The organism is Pseudomonas parasichuanensis (assembly GCF_021601385.1).
In the GTDB taxonomy this organism is placed as follows: domain Bacteria; phylum Pseudomonadota; class Gammaproteobacteria; order Pseudomonadales; family Pseudomonadaceae; genus Aquipseudomonas; species Aquipseudomonas parasichuanensis.
Genome location: NZ_BQHO01000037.1, coordinates 13,600 through 33,593, shown reverse-complemented (window position 1 = coordinate 33,593; position 19,994 = coordinate 13,600). Strand labels below are relative to the sequence as shown.

Annotated in this window: 16 protein-coding genes; 7 read left to right on the top strand and 9 right to left on the bottom strand. The window is 64.6% G+C overall.

What is annotated here, in order from left to right:
• The first annotated feature begins 4 nt into the window (after positions 1 to 4).
• Both L6D77_RS23170 and L6D77_RS23165 read left to right on the top strand, forming a co-directional pair.
• A complete protein-coding gene (locus L6D77_RS23170) occupies positions 5 to 3,184 on the top strand; it encodes an efflux RND transporter permease subunit (protein WP_232885096.1) in 3,180 nt (1,059 codons plus the stop codon).
• Entirely contained in the window at positions 3,181 to 4,596 is a 1,416-nt protein-coding gene (locus tag L6D77_RS23165) for an efflux transporter outer membrane subunit (protein WP_232885097.1), read from the top strand. The genes L6D77_RS23170 and L6D77_RS23165 overlap by 4 nt, the downstream gene beginning before the upstream one ends.
• 487 nt (positions 4,597 to 5,083) lie before the next feature.
• On the opposite strand, the gene L6D77_RS23160 is transcribed toward L6D77_RS23165, so the two are convergent.
• Genes L6D77_RS23160 through L6D77_RS23145 form a run of 4 tightly spaced genes read right to left on the bottom strand, consistent with a single transcriptional unit; the run spans position 5,084 to position 7,909 of the window.
• Positions 5,084 to 5,812, bottom strand: coding sequence for an amino acid ABC transporter ATP-binding protein (locus tag L6D77_RS23160; protein WP_232885098.1), 729 nt, complete (start codon positions 5,810 to 5,812; stop codon positions 5,084 to 5,086).
• Positions 5,799 to 6,449 (bottom strand): amino acid ABC transporter permease, encoded by a 651-nt coding sequence (locus L6D77_RS23155; RefSeq protein ID WP_232885121.1) that lies wholly within the window; start codon positions 6,447 to 6,449, stop codon positions 5,799 to 5,801. The genes L6D77_RS23160 and L6D77_RS23155 overlap by 14 nt, the downstream gene beginning before the upstream one ends.
• On the bottom strand, positions 6,446 to 7,111 hold the full coding sequence (locus tag L6D77_RS23150; RefSeq protein WP_232885099.1) for an amino acid ABC transporter permease: 666 nt from the start codon (positions 7,109 to 7,111) through the stop codon (positions 6,446 to 6,448). Before L6D77_RS23150 ends, L6D77_RS23155 begins: the two co-directional genes overlap by 4 nt.
• 9 nt (positions 7,112 to 7,120) lie before the next feature.
• The gene (locus L6D77_RS23145) at positions 7,121 to 7,909 is read right to left on the bottom strand and encodes a transporter substrate-binding domain-containing protein (RefSeq protein ID WP_373870630.1); all 789 of its coding nucleotides are present in this window, start codon (positions 7,907 to 7,909) and stop codon (positions 7,121 to 7,123) included.
• Positions 7,910 to 8,183: 274 nt separating this feature from the next.
• Here L6D77_RS23145 and L6D77_RS23140 point away from each other — a divergent pair, with 274 nt between their 5' ends.
• The 5 genes from L6D77_RS23140 to L6D77_RS23120 all read left to right on the top strand — a co-directional run bounded on the left by L6D77_RS23140 (position 8,184) and on the right by L6D77_RS23120 (position 13,220).
• Positions 8,184 to 8,888, top strand: coding sequence for a FadR/GntR family transcriptional regulator (locus tag L6D77_RS23140; RefSeq protein ID WP_232885100.1), 705 nt, complete (start codon positions 8,184 to 8,186; stop codon positions 8,886 to 8,888).
• A 373-nt stretch (positions 8,889 to 9,261) separates the two neighbouring features.
• On the top strand, positions 9,262 to 10,671 hold the full coding sequence (locus L6D77_RS23135; RefSeq protein WP_232885101.1) for a circularly permuted type 2 ATP-grasp protein: 1,410 nt from the start codon (positions 9,262 to 9,264) through the stop codon (positions 10,669 to 10,671).
• A gap of 3 nt (positions 10,672 to 10,674) precedes the next feature.
• Positions 10,675 to 11,625, top strand: a complete 951-nt coding sequence (locus L6D77_RS23130) for an alpha-E domain-containing protein (RefSeq protein ID WP_232885102.1) — start codon at positions 10,675 to 10,677, stop codon at positions 11,623 to 11,625.
• Complete coding sequence (locus L6D77_RS23125; RefSeq protein WP_232885103.1) at positions 11,622 to 12,419, top strand: transglutaminase family protein; 798 nt, start codon at positions 11,622 to 11,624, stop codon at positions 12,417 to 12,419. Before L6D77_RS23130 ends, L6D77_RS23125 begins: the two co-directional genes overlap by 4 nt.
• 69 nt (positions 12,420 to 12,488) lie before the next feature.
• Positions 12,489 to 13,220, top strand: coding sequence for a proteasome-type protease (locus L6D77_RS23120; protein ID WP_232885104.1), 732 nt, complete (start codon positions 12,489 to 12,491; stop codon positions 13,218 to 13,220).
• A gap of 157 nt (positions 13,221 to 13,377) precedes the next feature.
• Here L6D77_RS23120 and L6D77_RS23115 read toward each other — a convergent pair whose 3' ends face one another.
• The 5 genes from L6D77_RS23115 to L6D77_RS23095 are packed head-to-tail and all read right to left on the bottom strand — an operon-like array spanning position 13,378 to position 19,886.
• Positions 13,378 to 13,755 carry a response regulator gene (locus L6D77_RS23115; RefSeq protein WP_232885105.1) on the bottom strand — a complete coding sequence of 126 codons (378 nt, stop codon included), beginning with the start codon at positions 13,753 to 13,755 and terminating at the stop codon, positions 13,378 to 13,380.
• Positions 13,756 to 13,800: 45 nt separating this feature from the next.
• Positions 13,801 to 15,027 carry a hybrid sensor histidine kinase/response regulator gene (locus L6D77_RS23110; protein ID WP_232885106.1) on the bottom strand — a complete coding sequence of 409 codons (1,227 nt, stop codon included), beginning with the start codon at positions 15,025 to 15,027 and terminating at the stop codon, positions 13,801 to 13,803.
• On the bottom strand, positions 15,021 to 15,596 hold the full coding sequence (locus L6D77_RS23105; RefSeq protein WP_232885107.1) for a chemotaxis protein CheB: 576 nt from the start codon (positions 15,594 to 15,596) through the stop codon (positions 15,021 to 15,023). Before L6D77_RS23105 ends, L6D77_RS23110 begins: the two co-directional genes overlap by 7 nt.
• Entirely contained in the window at positions 15,593 to 16,414 is an 822-nt protein-coding gene (locus tag L6D77_RS23100; RefSeq protein WP_232885108.1) for a CheR family methyltransferase, read from the bottom strand. Before L6D77_RS23100 ends, L6D77_RS23105 begins: the two co-directional genes overlap by 4 nt.
• A gap of 4 nt (positions 16,415 to 16,418) precedes the next feature.
• On the bottom strand, positions 16,419 to 19,886 hold the full coding sequence (locus L6D77_RS23095) for a response regulator (RefSeq protein WP_232885109.1): 3,468 nt from the start codon (positions 19,884 to 19,886) through the stop codon (positions 16,419 to 16,421).
• Positions 19,887 to 19,994: the final 108 nt, after the last annotated feature.

The window sequence follows — 19,994 nt, the reverse complement described above, 5'->3', positions numbered from 1 at the left end:
ACCGATGAACTTCTCGAAATTCTTCATTACCCGGCCGATCTTCGCCGCGGTGCTGTCGCTGGTGCTGTTGATCGCGGGCTCGATCTCGCTGTTCCAGCTGCCGATCAGCGAATACCCCGAAGTGGTGCCGCCCACCGTGGTGGTGCGCGCCAACTTCCCCGGCGCCAACCCCAAGGTGATCGGCGAAACCGTCGCCGCACCGCTGGAGCAGGCCATCACCGGTGTCGAGAACATGCTCTACATGTCCTCGCAGTCCACCGCCGACGGCAAGCTCACCCTGACCATCACCTTCGCCCTGGGCACCGACCTGGACAACGCCCAGGTGCAGGTGCAGAACCGCGTGACCCGTACCCAGCCCAAGCTGCCGGAGGAAGTGACGCGTATCGGTATCACCGTCGACAAGGCCTCGCCCGACCTGACCATGGTCGTGCACCTGACCTCGCCGGATAACCGCTACGACATGCTCTACCTGTCCAACTACGCCATCCTCAACATCAAGGACGAGCTGGCTCGCCTGGGCGGCGTGGGTGACGTGCAGCTGTTCGGCATGGGCGACTACTCGCTGCGGGTATGGCTCGACCCGAACAAGACCGCTTCACGCAACCTGACCGCCAGCGACGTGGTGGCCGCGATCCGCGAACAGAACCGCCAGGTCGCCGCCGGCCAGCTGGGCGCCCCGCCCGCCCCCGGTTCCACCAGCTTCCAGCTGTCGATCAACACCCAGGGCCGCCTGGTCAACGAGGAAGAGTTCGAAAACATCATCATCCGCGCAGGCGCCGACGGCGAAATCACGCGCCTGAAGGACATCGCCCGGGTCGAGCTCGGCTCCAGCCAGTACGCCCTGCGCTCGCTGCTGAACAACCAGCCGGCCGTGGCCATCCCGATCTTCCAGCGCCCGGGCTCCAATGCCATCGAGATCTCCGACGAAGTGCGGGCGAAGATGGCCGAGCTGAAGAAAGACTTCCCCGAAGGCATGGACTACAGCATCGTCTATGACCCGACGGTGTTCGTCCGTGGCTCCATCGAAGCGGTGGTGCACACCCTGTTCGAAGCGCTGATCCTGGTAGTGCTGGTCGTCATTCTGTTCCTGCAGACCTGGCGCGCCTCGATCATCCCGCTGCTGGCCGTGCCGGTGTCGCTGATCGGCACCTTCGCGGTGATGCACCTGTTCGGCTTCTCGCTCAACGCGCTGTCGCTGTTCGGGCTGGTGCTGGCCATCGGTATCGTGGTGGACGACGCCATCGTGGTGGTGGAAAACGTCGAACGGAACATCGGGCTGGGCCTCAAACCACTCGAAGCCACGCAAAAAGCCATGAGCGAAGTGACCGGGCCGATCATCGCCACGGCGCTGGTGCTGTGCGCCGTGTTCGTGCCAGCGGCGTTCATCTCGGGCCTTACCGGGCAGTTCTACAAGCAGTTCGCCCTGACCATCGCCATCTCCACCGTGATCTCGGCGTTCAACTCGCTGACCCTGTCGCCGGCCCTGGCCGCCGTGCTGCTCAAGGACCACCACGCACCCAAGGACCGTTTCTCGCGGTTCCTGGAAAAACTGCTGGGCAGCTGGCTGTTCGCCCCGTTCAACCGCTTCTTCGACCGCGCCAGCCACGGCTATGTCGGTGGCGTGCGCCGGGTCATCCGCTCCAGCGGCATCGCCCTGTTCGTCTACGCAGGCCTCATGGGCCTGACCTACCTGGGCTTCTCGACCACCCCGACCGGCTTCGTCCCGGCCCAGGACAAGCAGTACCTGGTGGCCTTCGCCCAGCTGCCGGACGCGGCCAGCCTCGACCGCACCGAGGCTGTGATCAAGCGCATGAGCGAGATCGCCCTCAAGCAACCGGGCGTGGCCGACTCCGTGGCCTTCCCAGGCCTGTCGATCAACGGTTTCACCAACAGCCCCAACAGCGGCATCGTGTTCACCCCGCTCAAGCCGTTTGACGAGCGCAAGGACCCGAGCCAGTCGGCGGCAGCCATCGCGGCAGCCTTGAACGCCCAGTTCGCCGATATCCAGGACGCCTACATCGCGATCTTCCCGCCACCGCCAGTACAAGGCCTTGGCACCATCGGCGGCTTCCGCCTGCAGATCGAGGACCGTGGCAACCTGGGCTACGAAGCGCTGTACAAGGAAACCCAGAACATCATCGCCAAGAGCCACAACGTGCCGGAGCTGGCGGGCCTGTTCACCAGCTACCAGGTCAACGTGCCCCAGGTCGATGCCGCCATCGACCGCGAAAAGGCCAAGACCCACGGCGTGGCGATCACCGATATCTTCGACACCCTGCAGGTCTACCTGGGTTCGCTGTACACCAACGACTTCAACCGCTTTGGCCGCACCTACCAGGTCAACGTCCAGGCCGAGCAGCAGTTCCGCCTCGATGCCGAGCAGATCGGCCAGCTGAAGGTGCGCAACAACCTGGGCGAGATGATCCCGCTGGCGACCTTCCTCAAGGTCAGCGACACCTCGGGGCCTGACCGCGTGATGCACTACAACGGCTTCATCACCGCCGAGATCAACGGTGCCGCAGCCCCTGGCTACAGCTCCGGCCAGGCCGAGGCGGCGATCGAGAAGCTGCTCAAGGAAGAGCTGCCCAACGGCATGACCTTCGAGTGGACCGACCTGACCTACCAGCAGATCCTCTCGGGCAACACCGCGCTGTTCGTGTTCCCGCTGTGCGTGCTGCTGGCGTTCCTGGTGCTGGCGGCCCAGTACGAAAGCTGGAGCCTGCCGCTGGCGGTGATCCTGATCGTGCCGATGACCCTGCTGTCGGCCATCACCGGCGTGATCGTCTCCGGTGGCGACAACAACATCTTCACCCAGATCGGCTTGATCGTACTGGTGGGCCTGGCGTGCAAGAACGCGATCCTGATCGTCGAGTTCGCCAAGGATGAACAGGCCAAGGGCCTCGACCCGCTGGCCGCGGTACTGGAAGCCTGCCGCCTGCGTCTGCGGCCGATCCTGATGACCTCGATCGCCTTCATCATGGGTGTGGTGCCGCTGGTGTTCAGCTCCGGTGCCGGCTCGGAAATGCGTCACGCCATGGGTGTTGCGGTGTTCTCGGGGATGATCGGCGTGACTGTGTTCGGCCTGTTCCTGACCCCGGTGTTCTTCTTCCTGATCCGCCGCTTCGTCGAGCGTCGCCAGGCCCGCAAGGCCGAGCGCGCACTGCCGCTGGAGAACCATGCATGAACCTGCTCAAACCCCTGACCCCGAGCCTGTTGGCGCTGGCCCTGGCGGCCTGCGCCGTGGGCCCGGACTACAAGGCCCCGGCCACGGAGCCGGCCAAGCTCGACAGCGGCCTTGAAGCCAAGGCCTTCGACCGCAGCCGCTTCGAAAGCGTGTGGTGGAAGCAGTTCGACGACCCGGTGCTGAACCAGCTGGTGCAAGCCTCGCTGGACGGCAACCGCGACCTGCGCATCGCCTTCGCCCGCTTGAAAGCGGCGCGGGCGATCCGCGACGACGCCGCCAATGACCAGCTGCCGGTGGTCACCAGCCGCGCCAGCAGCGACCTGGGCAAGGGCCAGATCCCCGGCCAGACCGAGCGCCGGGTCAACAGCGAGCGCTACGACCTGGGCCTGGACATGGCCTGGGAGCTCGACCTGTTCGGCCGTATCCAGCGCCAGATCGAAGCCAGCGATGCGCAGGCTGCGGCCGCCGAGGCCGATCTGCAACAGCTGCAGGTCAGCCTGATTGCCGAGCTGGTGGATGCCTACGGTCAACTGCGCGGCGCCCAGCTGCGCGAGCAGATCGCCGTGGCCAACCTCAAGACCCAGCAGCAATCGCGCGACATTACCGTGACCCTGCGTGACACCGGGGTCGGCAACGAGCTCGACGTGGTGCGCGCCGACGCCCGCCTGGCCGGCGTCGAAGCCACCGTGCCGCAGTTGCAGGCGGTGCAGGTGCGGGCCAAGAACCGCATCGCCACCCTGCTCGGCCAGCGCCCGGACGCGATGACCGTGGACCTGTCGCCCAAGGCCCTGCCGGCCATCGCCAAGGCCCTGCCGGTGGGCGACCCCGGCGAGCTGCTGCGCCGCCGCCCGGACATCCGCAGCGCCGAACGCCAGCTGGCCGCGGCCACCGCCAATGTGGGCGTGGCCACCGCCGACCTGTTCCCACGGGTAAGCCTCAGCGGCTTCCTTGGCTTCACCGCCGCGCGTGGCTCGCAGATCGGCTCGGCCGCCTCCAACGCCTGGGCGCTGGGCCCGAGCATCACCTGGGCGGCATTTGATTTGGGCAGCGTGCGTGCCCGCCTGCGCGGCGCCAAGGCTGATGCCGATGGCGCACTGGCCAACTATGAGCAGCAGGTGTTGTTGGCGTTGGAAGAGTCGGCCAACGCCTTCAGCGACTACGGCAAGCGCCAGCAGCGTTTACTGGCCTTGATGCGCCAGAGCGATGCCAGCCGCAAGGCCGCCGAGCTGGCCTCGGTGCGCTATCGCGAAGGCACGGTGGATTACCTGGTGCTGCTCGATGCCGAGCGCGAACGCCTGAGCGCCGAAGACGCCCAGGCCCAGGGCGAGGTCGAGTTGTACAGCGGCATCGTGGCGATCTACAAGGCCCTGGGGGGTGGCTGGCAGCCGGAGGTGGTGGCCAGTACGCGCTGAGTGACGTGATGAATTGAAAGCTCCTTTGGTTGGATCCTCCCCCAACCGTTTGCCCCGATGGCCTTGGTTGTCGGGGCTTTTTTGTGGGGGTTTGAATGGCCAACAGATGCATGTCGGGGGATTGGGTGAGGGCCACTAGGTGCTTGCCGATGGTTTTGCAGCGCTCTTGAGATCGAGCGCCGCCCGCGCGGCGCATCGCTGGCAAGCCAGCTCCCACATTTATTTCGGGCCAATTACTCCTGTGAAGGTACCGCTGCACGCCTTGGTGCATGTCTCAAGCCTTGTGAGGGGCCGGCAATGCCCACCTCGAAATCGAGTCGGGCCAACAAGGCGTACAGTGATGACCTTGCAGGAGTGACTGGCCCGAAATAAATGTGGGAGCTGGCTTGCCAGCGATGCGCCGCGCGGGCGGCGCTCGATCTCATAGGCGCTGCAAACCTCTAGCCATACACCTGGTGGCCCTAATGCAATCTAAGGGCAGGCACTACTACCCCACACTGCCAATAAAATTCGCCAGCTCCGGTGTCTTCGGCGCATCGAACAAGGTCTTCGGATCACCCACCTCATGCACCTTGCCCTGGTGCATGAACACCAGCTTGTCGCCCACCTCCCGGGCAAAGCGCATTTCGTGGGTGACCATCACCAAGGTCATGCCCTCTTTGGCCAGCCCTCTCACCACGCTGAGCACTTCACTGACCAGCTCCGGATCGAGCGCCGAGGTGATCTCGTCGCACAACAGCACCTTGGGCGACATCGCCAGCGCCCGGGCAATGGCCACGCGCTGCTGCTGGCCACCGGACAACTGGTCCGGGTAGGCATCGAACTTGGCCTCGAGCCCTACCCGCTCCAGCATCTTGCGCGCCAGCTCCCGGGCCTCGACCTTGGGCGTCTTCTTCACCAACTGCGGCGCCAGCATCACGTTCTCGCCCACGCTCAGGTGCGGGAACAGGTTGAACTGCTGAAAGATCATCCCGACCTTCTGGCGCAAGCTGCGCAAGTCGGCGCGGGCCGCATCCAGGTACTCGCCATCGACTTCGATCACCCCGTCATTGATCGATTCCAGCCCGTTCAGCGTGCGCAGCAGGATGCTCTTGCCCGAGCCGCTGCGGCCGATGATCGCCACCACTTCGCCTTCCTCGATGCGCAGGTCGACCCCCTTGAGCACGTGGTTGTCCCCGTAGTACTTGTGCAACGCAGAAACGCTAACCAGCGGCATGCAGCCTCCTCTCCAGGTGGCGGGCACCCAGCGACAGTGGAAAACACAGGATGAAATAGCCCAGCGACACCAGGCCGTAGATCAGGAACGGTTCGAAGGTGGCGTTGGCCAGCATGCCGCCGGTCTTGGTCAGCTCGGTGAAGCCGATGATCGAGGTCACCGCCGTGCCCTTGACCACCTGCACCGAAAAGCCCACGGTCGGCGCCACGGCCAGGCGCAGGGCCTGGGGCAGCACCACATGGCGCAGCTGCTCGCCACGGCTGAGCGCCAGGCTGGCACTGGCCTCCCACTGCCCACGCGGGATCGACTCCACGCAGCCCCGCCAGATTTCGGCGAGGAACGCACTGGTGAACAGCGTCAACGCCACTGCCGCCGCCGCCCAGGCAGATACGTCGATGCCGAACAGGGCGATGCCGAAAAACACCATGAACAGTTGCATCAGCAGCGGCGTGCCCTGGAACAGCTCGATGTAGCCACGGGCCGCCAACCGCACAGGAGCGTTGTCGCTGATCCGCGCCAGCAGCATCAACAGGCCCATGGCGCCGCCGCAGACGAACGCCACCAGCGACAGCAACAAGGTCCATTGCAACCCGGTGAGCAGGTTGCGCACGATGTCCCACAAGGTGAAATCCATCAGCGTCTCCCCACGATCACGCGCCGGCCGAACAGGTTCAGCAATTGCCGCACGCCAATGGCCATGGCCAGGTACAGCAAAGTGGTGAACAAGTAAGTTTCGAACGCACGGAAGTTACGCGACTGAATGAAGTTGGCCGCGAACGACAACTCTTCGGTGGCGATCTGCGAACACACCGCCGACCCCAGCATGACGATGACGATCTGGCTCGACAGCGCCGGCCACACCTTGGCCAAGGCCGGGCGCAGGATCACATGGCGGAACGTTTCGAAGCGCGTCATCGCCAACGCCGAGGCGGCCTCCAGCTGCCCGCGCGGGATGGCCTGGATGCCGGCGCGGATGATCTCGGTGGAGTAGGCGCCGAGGTTGATCACCATGGCCAGCACGGCCGCCTGCCATTCGGTCATGCGCACGCCAAGGGCCGGCAAGCCGAAGAAGATGAAGAACAGCTGGACGATGAAGGGCGTGTTGCGGATCAGCTCCACATACACCCCGAACAGCCAGTTGAACGGCCGCAGTTGCCAGGCCCGCACCACCGCGCCGACGATGCCCAGGGCAACGCCTGCGAGGGTGCCGATCACGGTCAGTTCAAGGGTGAACAGCGCGCCCTTGAGCAGCAGGTCGCCCTGCTGCAGGGCGGCGGCGAAATCGAATTGATAGGCCATCGTTCAGGGTCACTCGAAATCGGCGGGCAACGGTTGCTTGAGCCACTTCTCGGCATTGCGCCCCAGGCTGCCGTCGGCCTTGGCCTGCACCAGGATTTCATCGACCTTGGCGCGCAGCGCCGGCTGCTCCTTGGCCATGCCCACGTACACCGGCGAGTCCTTGAGCTTGAGCTTGAGTACCGGCACCTTGGCCGGGTTCTTCGCGGCGATGGCCGACATCACCACGCTGCCGCTGGCGATCAGGTCGACCTGCCCGGACAGGTAGGCGGCAATGGTCGAGTTGTTGTCTTCGAAGCGCTTGATGGTCGCGCCTTGCGGGGCCACCGCGCTCAGTTCCATGTCTTCGATGGCGCCACGGGTGACGCTGATGGTCTTGCCGTTGAGTGCTTCGAGGGTGTCGATGCTGCTGCCCTCGGGGCCGAACACGCCGAGGTAGAACGGCGCGTAGGGTTTGGAGAAGTCCACCACCTTCTCGCGCTCGGGGTTCTTGCCCAGGCTGGAGATCACCAGGTCGACCTTGCCGGTGGTGAGGAACGGGATGCGGTTGGTGCTGTTGACCGGGGTCAGCGCCAGTTTCACCCCGAGTTTGTCGGCCAACAGCTGCGCCGTGTCGATGTCCAGGCCGCGCGGTTTCAGGTCGGGGCCAACCGAACCGAACGGCGGGAAGTCCTGGGGCACGGCGACCTTCAGCACACCGCGCTGGCTGATGTCGCTGAGGGTGTCGGCGTGGGCGACGGGTTGCATCAGGGCGCCGCCACACAGCAGTGTGGCCAGCAGGCATTTGCGCAGGTTGTTCATGGTCAAGACCTCGGGTGGCGATGGGCTGGTGTTTGCTGAACCCTTGCAGCCGACGTGCCATAACGCTCCAAAAACCGGGCAATTGCGCTGCAGGCCTTGTGCTTGGCGGTATTACTGGTCTGAACAGTTGAGCGTCTTACGGCCCGGTAACCCGAACAAAAATCCCCGTTAAATGGCAGCACCCGAGCCCTTGCACCAGCACAGGGCCAAACTTGCGTGCACAGTGAAGAACGTCGTAAAACGGCAGCTTCTTTGATTGGATGGGTCTGTACCGATGCTCGATGCCCCCCTTCGCGGCGCCGTTCCCGAACTTGCTTTGCAGGCCATCCAGCGCCTGATCGACGAGGGCGAATACCAGCCGGGCGACGCCCTGCCCGCGCAACGCGAACTGGCGCAAAACCTGGGGGTGAGCCGCGCGTCACTGCGTGAGGCCTTGTCGTCCTTGAGTGCCATGGGTGTGGTCAGCGTGCAGCCGGGCAAAGGGGTATTCGTCAAAGCACCGCCAGCTGAACCGCCTGCGGCGGCTTCGGGGTTCGCCTGGCCGTTCGATGCCCAGGTATCGGCCGCCGATACCTTCCAGTTGCGCTATGTGCTCGAAGGCTTTGCCGCGGGCCAGGCCGCCAATGGCCTGACCACCGAGGCGCTCGATGCACTGGCGGAGAATGTCGAAGCCATGGGCATCGAATTGAAGGCGCGCAACTTCGAAGCCGCGGCGCGCCTGGATTTCGAGTTTCATCGGCGCATTCTCGAAGCCAGTGGCAACCTGGCGATGCTGCAGATCGTCATGGCCAGCGAGGCCATTTACATAGAAAGCCAGAAGTTGCCATTCATTCGCCCGGAACGGGCCATGGAAACCTTCAAAGAGCACAAGAAGATCCTCAGCGCGCTGGCCAGGCATTCTGCACCCGCCGCCCAGAAAGCAATGCAGGCACATATCCGCAGTGCCTCCCTGCGCACCGGGATCGTATTTTCCGTCTGAGCGGCCGCCCTCCCCGTCTTGGTTCAAAAAAACCAGCGCTACCGTGCAGCGCCCTGTTTTGGCGCGGGCCTGCTGCGCAGGTCGTAAGCTCACCCAGGCCAAAACCGTCGCTTTATTGAATAAATAAAGCGCGCCCGCGATTGTTTTTAAAAATAATCAGCTGATTCACGGCGTATTGAAATTCCGGCACTTCCATTGCAAAGACTTTCTCCACCTGCGCAACGCATCGCCCGTTCGACGCGCAGCAGGAAGTTGTCAACGCACACTGAGGTGCCGATAAAAACCAGAACCCAATATCGCTCGCAGGATCTCGCATCGTGAAATAGCCAAGTTGCAGGAATATGCCGCGGGTTAGTGCGGCAAGGAGTGCGGTATGTCCCGAGCTTTTTTCAATGAAATGTATGACGCCGACGGTGCCTGCCGTCCCCATTACCAGCCGTTCGCCCGCTGGCTGGCGGATACCCCGCCCGAGCTGCTGGCGCAGCGCCGACGCGAAGCGGACTTGTTGTTCCACCGCGCCGGCATCACCTTCACCCTGTACGGCGACGAACAGGGCACCGAGCGCCTGATCCCCTTCGACATCATCCCCCGCAGCATCAAGGCCAGCGAATGGCAGAAGGTGGAGCGTGGCTGCATCCAGCGGGTGCAGGCATTGAACCTGTTCCTGGCCGACGTCTACCACGACCAGCGCATCCTCAAGCAAGGCATCATCCCGGCCGGGCAGGTGCTGGCCAACGAGGGTTACCAGATCGCCATGCAAGGCCTGGACTTGCACCGCGATATCTACGCCCACATCGCCGGGGTCGACCTGGTGCGTGACGGCGATGGCAGCTATTACGTACTCGAGGACAACCTGCGCACGCCCAGCGGCGTGAGCTACATGCTCGAAGACCGCAAGATGATGATGCGCCTGTTCCCCGAGCTGTTCGCCAGCCAGCGGGTGGCGCCCATCGACCACTACCCCAACCTGCTGCTCGACACCCTCAAGAGCGCCAGCCCGCTGGACAACCCCACCGCCGTGGTGCTGACCCCGGGCCGCTTCAACAGCGCCTACTTCGAGCACGCGTTCCTGGCCCGGGAAATGGGCGTGGAACTGGTGGAAGGCGCCGACCTGTTCGTGCGCGACGACCATGTGTTCATGCGCACCACCGCAGGCCCGAAGCAGGTGGACGTGATCTACCGGCGCCTCGACGACGCCTACCTCGACCCGCTGTCGTTCACCCCCGACTCGATGCTGGGGGTGCCCGGTCTGATCGCGGCCTACCGCTCGGGCAACGTGGTGCTGGCCAATGCCGTGGGCACCGGGCTTGCCGACGACAAGTCGATCTACCCCTATGTCGACGCGATGATCCGCTTCTACCTCGACGAGGAGCCGATCCTCAACAACGTGCCGACCTGGCAGTGCCGCAACCCCAAGGAATTGTCCCACGTACTGGCCCACCTGCCGGAGCTGGTGGTCAAGGAAACCCAGGGTTCCGGCGGCTACGGCATGCTGGTCGGGCCGGCGGCCACGGCGGCGGAAATCGAAGACTTCCGCGCGCGCCTCAAGGCCCGCCCCGAGGCCTACATCGCGCAACCCACCCTGTGCCTGTCGACCTGCCCGACCTTCGTCGAGAACGGCATCGCCCCGCGCCATATCGACCTGCGCCCGTTCGTGCTGTCGGGCAGTGAAACCCGCCTGGTCCCCGGCGGCCTGACCCGGGTGGCGCTGCGCGAAGGCTCGCTGGTGGTGAACTCGTCCCAGGGTGGCGGCACCAAGGACACCTGGGTAGTGGAGGACTGACACATGCTTTCAAGAACCGCTTCGGACCTCTACTGGATGTCCCGTTACCTGGAGCGCGCCGAGAACCTGGCGCGCATGCTCGAAGTCAGCTATTCGCTGTCGCTGATGCCCCAGGCCGGGCGCAGCGACGGCCGCGCCGAGCTGGCCATGTCGTTGCTGGCGGCCGGCACCCTGGATGACTACAACCAGCGCCACGACGCGCTCGACACCGCGCGCATGCTGCACTTTTTCGCCTTCGACGAGACCAACCCCGGCAGCATCTACTGCTGCCTGCAGGCGGCGCGCACCAATGCCCATGCGGTACGCGGGCGGATCACCGCCGACATGTGGGAGAACATCAACGCCACCTGGCTGGAGATGCGCAACATCGCCAGCAACGGCCTGGCGCGCTACGGCATGAGCCAGTTCTGCGACTGGGTCAAGGAACGCTCGCACCTGTTCCGCGGCGCCACGGCCGGCACCATCATGCGCAACGACGCCTACTGTTTCATCCGCGTGGGCACCTTCCTGGAGCGGGCGGACAACACCCTGCGCCTGCTGGATGTGCGCTACGAAATGTTCGGCGAGGCATCGGACGAGGTCAGTGACCATTCGGCCCGTGGCTACTACCAGTGGAGCGCCCTGCTGCGCGCGCTGTCGTCGTTCGAGGCGTTCAACGAGATCTACCGCAACGCGCCCAGCGCACGCCAGGTGTCGGAGCTGCTGCTGTTGCGCGCCGATGTGCCGCGCTCGCTGCATGCCTGCATCGAGGAGCTGGACCATATCCTCGCCGGCCTGCCCAGCACCAGTGGCCGGGCCTCGCAGCGCATGGCCGCCGAGCTCAATGCACGGTTGCGCTACACCGGCATCGACGAAATCCTCGAAGCCGGCCTGCACCCGTGGCTGACCGACTTCATCGAGCGCATTCGCCAGCTCAGCCAGACCGTTCACCACTCCTACCTGGAGGTCGTATGAAGCTCGCCATCCACCACGACACCCGCTACACCTATGCCGACCAGGTGAGCGCCAGCATCCAGTTCCTGCGCCTGACGCCGCAGAGCAATGCCCGCCAGCAGATCCTCGCCTGGCAGGTGCAGATGCCCAAGTCGGTGCGCAGCCAGCTCGACCCCTACGGCAACGTGCTGCATGTGTTGACCCTGGAAGAGCCCCATAGCGCCCTGGCGCTGTGCGCCAAGGGCCAGGTCGAGATCGACCCGACACTCGAAGTCGAGCACGACAGCCAGTCGCCCTTGCCCTTCCTGCGCACCAGCCGCCTGACCCTGGCCGACCAAGCGCTGCTCGACTTTGCCAGGCAACACTGCGGCAGCCGCCGCGACCGTGCCGCGCTGATCGCGCTGATGGAAGGGCTGGCCGAGCGCATGCCGTACAGCCCAGGTGCGACGGCGGTCGACAGTAGCGCCGCCGAGGCCTTCGCCGCCGGGATGGGCGTGTGCCAGGACCACACCCATGCGTTTCTCGCCTGCGCCCGCAGCCTGGGGGTCCCGGCACGCTACGTGTCCGGCTACCTGTGCACCGAGGATGCCAGCCACCTGGCCAGCCACGCCTGGGCCGAGGCCTGGCTGGATGATGGCTGGTACAGCTTCGATGTGACCAACCGCCTGGCCCGCCCCGATCGCCATCTGAAACTGGCGGTGGGCCTGGACTACCTCGACGCCTGCCCGGTACGCGGCATGCGCCGGGGTGGCGGGACCGAATCGATGCTGGCGCAGGTCCAGGTCCGGTCGCTGCCGCAGGGGCAGCAACAGTAAGGCAAGACCCACACCGCCCCCGTCGTCGCAGTGACGCCGGGGGTCATTCAACGCACACAGGTAAACCACATGACGTACTGCGTGGCCATGCACCTGGCCGACGGGCTGGTGTTTGTCTCCGATTCGCGCACCAATGCCGGGATCGACCAGATCTCGACTTTTCGCAAACTGTTCATTTTCAGCACCCCCGGCGAGCGGCTGATCGTCCTGCAGAGCGCGGGCAACCTGGCCACCTCGCAATCGGTGGTCAACCTGTTGCGCCAGCGTTGCAACGGCACGGGCAGCCATCTGCTGAACGTGCGCACACTGTATGACGCCACCGTGCTGGTGGCCGAAACCATTCGCGAGGTAGTCACCCGGGACCGCAGCAAGCTGGCGAGCAAGGTCGACCTGAGTTGCTCGTTGCTGGTGGGCGGGCAGATTGCCGGCGGGCCCATGGGGGTCTACAGCGTGTATCCGCAAGGCAACTTCATTCAGGCCACCGAAGACACGCCGTTCCTGCAACTGGGCGAAAGCAAGTACGGCAAGCCGATCCTCGACCGCAACCTGACCTACCGCACTTCACTGGACGAGGCATTGCGCTGCGGGTTGATTTCGTTCGACTCGACCATTCGCAGCAACCTGTCGGTGGGCATGCCCCTGGACTTGCTGGTGTATCGCAAGGATGCGTTCGGGCCGACGCAGAGTTATCGCATTACCCAGGATGATCCTTACTACAGCCAGATTCGCAGGCAGTGGTGTGCGGGATTGCGGGATTTGCTGGCCGAGTTGCCGGCGCCGCCTGGGGAGTATATGGGGTGATACTGCTGGGGGCGCTTTGCGCCCCTTTTCGCGGCACAAGGCCGCTCCTACAGGTGTACGCGGTCCCCTGTAGGAGCGGCCTTGCCGGGGCGCCGGACCGGCCGGAAAGGCCTGCAGCGCGGCCCCGGCAACCTCACGCCAGATGCAAAACCTGCTCCTAACGCAACAACGCCTGAATCTGCTCATGCAGCGTATCCAGGTCGAACGGCTTGGCCAGTATCGGCGCCTTGCGCGCGATCGGGCTGCCGGACTCGAGGATCTCCGCCGGGTAGCCACTGATGAAGATCACCTTCAGGTCAGGCCGCAACTTCACCGCAGGCTCGGCAATCTCCACCCCGGTAATGCCGCCTGGCAGGCGAAAATCGGTCACCATCAGGTCCAGGTGCGGTTTGCTGGCCAGGATCGCGAACGCCTGCTCGCCGTCTTCGGCCACCAGCACGTGGTAACCCTCGCCCGCCAGGTAATCGCGCAGGATCATGCGGATCGCCGGTTCGTCTTCGACGATCAATACGACATCTTGTGCATCTTCGCTCATGACTACGCCTTCACATTCAACTCAGATGGCTATCAGACCCCGGCACTACGCCGAGGTTGCCTGTGTGTGGTCACTTTGCTGCTGCACCTGCGGCAGCGGCAGGTAGACGCTGAAGGTGGCACCGCTGCCTTCGCTGCTGTCGACCTGGATCCGCCCGCCGTGGGCCAGCACGATCTGTTCGGAAATGTACAGCCCCAGCCCAAGCCCGCCACTGGCCTGTTGGGCGGCGACACGCTCGAACTGCTGGAAGATCCGCTGCTGGTTCTGCGCACTGATGCCGATGCCTGAATCCTGCACCTGCACACAGGCCATGCCGCCGTCTTCGTACAAGCGCACCTGCACCGGTTTGCGTTCGCCGTAGCGCAAGGCATTGGACAACAGGTTGGCCAGCACCTGCTCGATGCGGAACTCGTCCCACTCGCCATGCAGGGCCTGGCAGCGCTGCAGTTCGATATGGGTCTGCAGGGCGCCGGCCTGGGCGCTGAAGTTCTGCACCAGGCCTTGCACCAGCTGACCAAGGTCGAATGCCTTGGGCCGGATCGACAGCTTGCCGGTGCGGATGCGCGACACATCGAGCATGTCCTCGACCAGGCGGATCAGGCTGTTGATCTGCCGCTCGTCACGCTCGACCATGGCCTTGAGCTTGTCTTCGCTGAACGCTGCCAGGTTGCCGCGCGACAGGTGCATGCGGCGCAGCTGGGTTTCGAGGATCAGGCCGTTGAGCGGGGTCCGCACTTCGTGGGAGACGATCGACATGAAGTCGTCGCGCATGCGCACCGCATGCTCCAGCTCACCGCGGGCCACCTGCAATTGCGCCAGCAACTGCTCCTGTTCGGCACGGCTGCGTTCCAGCGCCTGCAGCTGGCGGTCGAGGGCCTTGCGCTGGCGGAACAGGTCGATGAACACCGACACCTTGCTCTTCACCGCGACGGTATCCAGCGGCTTGTGCAGAAAGTCCACCGCACCGCTTTCGTAACCCTTGAACGCATAGTTCATCTCGCGCCCGGCGGCGCTGACGAAGACGATAGGCACGTTGCGGGTCTTCTCCATGCCGCGCATCAGCTCGGCCAGCTCGAAGCCGTTCATGCCGGGCATCTGTACATCAAGGATGGCCAGGGCGAATTCATGGTCGAGCAGCAACGACAGGGCCTGCTCCGCCGACTGTGCCTGATGGACTTCGCGGTCGTTGCCCTGGATCAGGGCGTCGAGGGCCAGCAGGTTTTCCGGCAGGTCATCGACGATCAGCAGTTTGGCGGTGATGTTGCTTAACATGTGCGGGGTTCCAAGGTGGCGAGCAACTGCCCGATACCGCTCAGGGAAAGGATATGGTCGGGGCTGTGCAGGGCCAGGGCGGCCTCCGGCATCAGCGCGACCTGTGCATCGCGAGGGTCCTGGACCACGGTCCGGCCACCGCTTTGTTTGATCTGCAACAGCCCGCGGGCGCCGTCTTCGTTGGCACCGGTCAGCAGTATACCGAGCAGGCCCGGGCCGTAGGCATCTGCCGCCGAGGCGAACAGGTAATCGATGGCCGGCCGGGAAAAATGCACCGGTTCTTCCTGGCTGAGGGACAGCGTCAGGTCCTGCTCCACCGACAGGTGGTAGCGGGGCCCGGCGACATAGATCAGCCCCGCCTCGATGCGCGCCTTGTCGCAGGCTTCGCGCACCGGGCGGCGCAGGCGGCGCTGCAGCACTTCGGCCAGCTGGCTGTGGCGGTTGTCCGGCAGGTGCAGCACGCACAGCACCGGGATGGCGAAACCGTCCGGCAACGCGCCGAGCACACTGAACAGCGCACTGACGCCGCCCGCCGAGGCGCCGATGACCACCGCACGCACGCCGTTCATGATTTGCGGTAGATCCGTTCAGGCCGTACCAGCGGCTCGAAACCGTCGCTGTAGGCCGAGAAATCCACCGACTCCTTGCTGCCCAGCACCAGGAAGCCACGGTGGCACAGCGACTCGTGGAACAGCCCCAGGGCGCGGTCCTGCAGGGTCTTGTTGAAATAGATCAGCACGTTGCGGCACGACACCAGCTGGGTCTCGGAAAACACGCTGTCGGTGGCCAGGCTGTGGTCGGCGAAGGTCACGTTGTCACGCAGGCTGCTGTCCATGATGGCGTTGCCGTAGGCGGCGGTGTAGTACTCGGCGAAGTCGCGCCGGCCGCCGGCCTTGCGGTAGTTCTCTGCATACTCGCGCATGCTCGGCAGCGAATAGATGCCCTGCTTGGCGCGTTCCAGCGAGTGGGGGTTGATGTCGGTGGCATACAGGATGGTGCGCTCCAGCAAGCCCTCCTCGCGCAGCAGGATGGCCATGGAATAGACCTCCTCGCCCGTGCTGCAACCGGCGATCCAGATCTTGATCGAGGGCCAGGTGCGCAGCAGCGGCACCACTTCGTTGCGCAGCGCCAGGAAATGCCCGGGGTCGCGGAACATCTCGCTGACCGGAATCGTCAGGTACTGCAGCAGCTCCATGAACATGCCCGGGTCGTGCAGCACGCGCTCCTGCAGCGCGGTCACCGTGCGGCAATCGAACTGGCGCAGGGCGTGCAGGATCCGGCGCTTGATCGAGGCGCCGGAGTAATCGCGAAAATCGTAGCTGTACTTGAGGTAGATCGCCTCGATCAGCAGCCGGATTTCAATGTCGGTGTTGCGTTCACTGGTCAAGATGTCAAATTCGCTCCAATTGCGGCAGCCACACGCGGATCAGCGAGAACAGGCGGTCCAGGTCGATCGGTTTGGCCAGGTAATCGTTGGCGCCGGCCTGCAGGCAGCGCTGCTGGTCGTCCTTCATCGCCTTGGCGGTCACGGCGATGATCGGCAGCTTGCGCCAGCGCGGCTGCTGGCGGATCAGCCGGGTAGCTTCATAGCCATCCATCTCCGGCATCATCACGTCCATCAGCACCAGGTCGATGTCGTCGTTGGCCTCGAGCGCCTCGATGGCTTCACGCCCGTTGCGGCCGATCTCGACGATGGCGCCCTTGTGCTCCAGGGCGCTGGTGAGGGCGAAGATGTTGCGCACATCGTCGTCCACCAGCAGGATCTTGCGCCCCTCGAACACCTTGTCGCGGCTGCGCGCGGTCTTGAGCATGCGCTGGCGTTCGTTGGACAGCTGCGACTCGACCTTGTGCAGGAACAGCGTGACTTCGTCGAGCAGGCGCTCCGGCGAGCGTGCGCCCTTGATGATGATCGAGCGCGAATACTTGAGCAGGTCGGCCTCTTCCTCACGGGTGAGGTTGCGCCCGGTGTAGACGATCACCGGCGGGAAGCTGCGGATGTCCTCGGCGGTCATGCGCTTGAGCAGCTCGTTGCCGAGCATGTCGGGCAGCTTGAGGTCGATGATCATGCAGTCGTAGATGTTCTCGCGCAGCAGCGCCAGGGCGTCCTGGGCCAGGGCCACGGCGGTGATCTGGATGTCGTCGTCGCCGATCAGGCGGGCGATGCTCTCGCGCTGCAGGTCGTCGTCCTCCACCAGCAGGATGTGCTTGAGCTTCTGGGTGAGCTTGGCCTCCAGGCGGGCGAACACCGCCTTGAGCTCGTCGCGGCTGGTGGGTTTTACCGCGTAGCCTACCGCGCCCATGTGCATGGCCGCCTCGACGCGGTCTTCCACCGAGATGATGTGCACCGGGATATGCCGGGTGCCGGCCTGTTCCTTGAGGCGCTGCAGCACGGTGAGCCCGGAATGGTCGGGCAGGCGCATGTCCAGCAGGATGGCGTCGGGCAGGTACTGGGCGCCCAGTTCGAAGCCTTCGTCGGCGCTCTGCGCCACCAGGCAGCTATAGCCCAGTTCGTGGGCCAGGTCGTAGAGGATGCGGGCGAAGTTCGGTTCGTCCTCGACCACCAGGATGCAGCGGTTGCTGAACGGCGCCAGTTCGCGGTCGTCGGTGAACGCGGGGGCCTGCCGTTCGGCACGCGCCGGGGCCACCACCTGCGGCGCCGGGGGTAGTTCGTCGACCGCCGGGCGCAGGCTGTGCACCTCTTTCTGCTCGCCCGAGGGCTCGTAGCGCTCGGGCAGGATCAGGTTGAACACGCTGCCCTGCCCCGGGCTGCTATCCACACTGATCTGCCCGCCGAGCAGGTGGGCCAGGTCGCGGGAGATCGACAGCCCCAGCCCGGTGCCGCCATAGCGGCGGTTGCTGGTGCCGTCGACCTGGTGGAAGGCGCCGAAGATCGCCTGCTGCTGGTCGGCGGCAATGCCGATGCCGGTGTCGCGCACGGCGAACACGATGCCCATGCCCACCTGGTGGCTGATGCGCAGGCTCACCTGGCCACGCTCGGTGAACTTGACGGCGTTGGACAGCAGGTTCTTGAGGATCTGCTCCAGGCGCTGGCGGTCGGTGAACAGTGTCGCCGGCAGGGGCTGTTCGAGCTGTACCTGGAAGTCCAGGCCCTTGTCCTGGGCCAATGGCAGGAACATGCCCTTCAGGCCTTCGACCAGGCGCTCCAGCGGGGTGGTTTCGGCGCGCACTTCAAGCTTGCCGGCCTCGACCTTGGCGATGTCGAGGATGTCGTTGATCAGGTTGAGCAAATCGTTGCCGGCCGAGTAGATCGACTCGGCGAACTTGACCTGCTCCTGGCTGAGGTTGCCCTCGCCGTTCTCGGCCAGGAGCTTGGCCAGGATCAGCGAGCTGTTGAGCGGCGTGCGCAGCTCGTGGGACATGTTGGCGAGGAATTCCGACTTGTACTTGCTCGAGCGCTGCAGGTCGTCGGCGCGCGCCTGCAGCTCGACCTGGGCCTGGTTCAGCTCGCTGTTCTTGCGGTCCAGGGCGTCGGTGCGCTCGGCCAGTTGTTCGTTGGTCTGCTCCAGCTCCGCCTGTTGCGTCTCCAGGTAGGCCTGGGATTCCTTGAGCACCCGCGACTGTTCTTCGAGCTCTTCGTTGGCGGACTTGAGCTCTTCCTGCTGGACCTGCAGCTCCTCGTTGAGCTGCTGGGTCTCGGCCAGCACTTCCTGCAGGCGCTGGCGGTAGCGGGCGCTCTCGATGGAGATGCCGATGTTCTCGGCCACACGCTCGAGCAGCTCGACATCCCGGTCGTTCAAGGGGCGCAGGAAGCCGATTTCCAGGATCCCATTGATGCGCCCATCATCCCGGGCGGGCATCAGCAGGCCGCTGCGCGGCAAGCCACGGCCCAGGCCGGAGCTGAGCTGGTAGTAATCCTCGGGCAAGTCATCCAGGCGAATCAGCCGCCCCTGCATCACGGCCTGGGCCAGCAGGCCGCCATGCTCCCCCAGCACCTGATCCTTGCCTTGCTGCTCGGCATCCAGGCCGTAGCTGGCCACCCGCACCAGGTGCCCGTGCTCGTCACGCACATAGAGGGCACCGACCACGCTGCCCAGGTAGCCGGCGAAACAACGCAGGATGTTGTCACCAAGCATCGGCAGTGTCAGTTGCCCCATCATCTGTTCGCCCAGCTGGGTCTGCCCGGCGCGCAGCCAGGCCTGGTGCTCCAGGCCCTGGGCAGAGCGCTGCTGGGCCTGCAGGTTATCGGCGTAGCTTGCAGACAGGCTCAGCAGGTCGCGGCGCCCGAGGTAGGCAAGCAGCCCGCTGAGGGCGACGATGAACAGCACGAAGGCCGAGATGGCGGTGACGGTGACCGTGCTGACCTTCTCGTTGCGCGCCATGCGCAGCTGCTGCTCGGTGCTGATGAAGCTGTCGAACTCCTTGCGGATCTCGTCGGTGATGCGCTTGCCACGGCCGGTGCCGATCGGCAGCTGATAGTCACCTTTGTTACGGCGCAGGCTGATCATCTCGCCGCCAAAGTTGTTCCACTCCCGTTGCAGAGCGATCAGCCGCTCGATCCGCTCGACCTGTTGCGGGTTGTCTGCCACCAGCGCCTTCAGGCTGTCCAGGCTGCTGAAAATGCGCGGTTTGGCCACCTCATAGGGGTCGAGAAAACGCTCTTCGCCGGTCAGCAGGTAACCGCGCATGCCGGTTTCCATGTCGATCGACAGCTTGACCGTTTCGTTGGCGTTGCCGATCGCCCGATCGGTGTGTTCGACCCATTGCATGGCCGAGAGCAGGTAGTTGATCACCGCCACAAACGCTACTGCGCCCAGCAGCCCGACGCCCAGCGGCAGGCCGACGTTGCGGGCGAGCAGCTTGCGAAAGCTGCGTTGATCCATCGAGGCTGTTTGAATCATGGGATAAGGCCCGAGCGAAAAAAAGTCCATTGAACAGTGCTGGCGGCTACATCCTGCAAGTGTAAGACCCTGCGCCACACCGACCGGGAATACTGCGAGTCTAACCAG

What these genes read in the sequence shown, in the direction of transcription:
- L6D77_RS23150 (WP_232885099.1), bottom strand. Translation starts at nt 7,111, where the DNA reads ATGGCCTATCAATTCGATTTCGCCGCCGCCCTGCAGCAGGGCGACCTG.
- L6D77_RS23095 (WP_232885109.1), bottom strand. Translation starts at nt 19,886, where the DNA reads ATGATTCAAACAGCCTCGATGGATCAACGCAGCTTTCGCAAGCTGCTC.
- L6D77_RS23135 (WP_232885101.1), top strand. Translation starts at nt 9,262, where the DNA reads ATGTCCCGAGCTTTTTTCAATGAAATGTATGACGCCGACGGTGCCTGC.
- L6D77_RS23165 (WP_232885097.1), top strand. Translation starts at nt 3,181, where the DNA reads ATGAACCTGCTCAAACCCCTGACCCCGAGCCTGTTGGCGCTGGCCCTG.
- L6D77_RS23140 (WP_232885100.1), top strand. Translation starts at nt 8,184, where the DNA reads ATGCTCGATGCCCCCCTTCGCGGCGCCGTTCCCGAACTTGCTTTGCAG.
- L6D77_RS23120 (WP_232885104.1), top strand. Translation starts at nt 12,489, where the DNA reads ATGACGTACTGCGTGGCCATGCACCTGGCCGACGGGCTGGTGTTTGTC.
- L6D77_RS23125 (WP_232885103.1), top strand. Translation starts at nt 11,622, where the DNA reads ATGAAGCTCGCCATCCACCACGACACCCGCTACACCTATGCCGACCAG.
- L6D77_RS23115 (WP_232885105.1), bottom strand. Translation starts at nt 13,755, where the DNA reads ATGAGCGAAGATGCACAAGATGTCGTATTGATCGTCGAAGACGAACCG.
- L6D77_RS23130 (WP_232885102.1), top strand. Translation starts at nt 10,675, where the DNA reads ATGCTTTCAAGAACCGCTTCGGACCTCTACTGGATGTCCCGTTACCTG.
- L6D77_RS23170 (WP_232885096.1), top strand. Translation starts at nt 5, where the DNA reads ATGAACTTCTCGAAATTCTTCATTACCCGGCCGATCTTCGCCGCGGTG.
- L6D77_RS23105 (WP_232885107.1), bottom strand. Translation starts at nt 15,596, where the DNA reads ATGAACGGCGTGCGTGCGGTGGTCATCGGCGCCTCGGCGGGCGGCGTC.
- L6D77_RS23160 (WP_232885098.1), bottom strand. Translation starts at nt 5,812, where the DNA reads ATGCCGCTGGTTAGCGTTTCTGCGTTGCACAAGTACTACGGGGACAAC.
- L6D77_RS23145 (WP_373870630.1), bottom strand. Translation starts at nt 7,909, where the DNA reads ATGAACAACCTGCGCAAATGCCTGCTGGCCACACTGCTGTGTGGCGGC.
- L6D77_RS23110 (WP_232885106.1), bottom strand. Translation starts at nt 15,027, where the DNA reads ATGTTAAGCAACATCACCGCCAAACTGCTGATCGTCGATGACCTGCCG.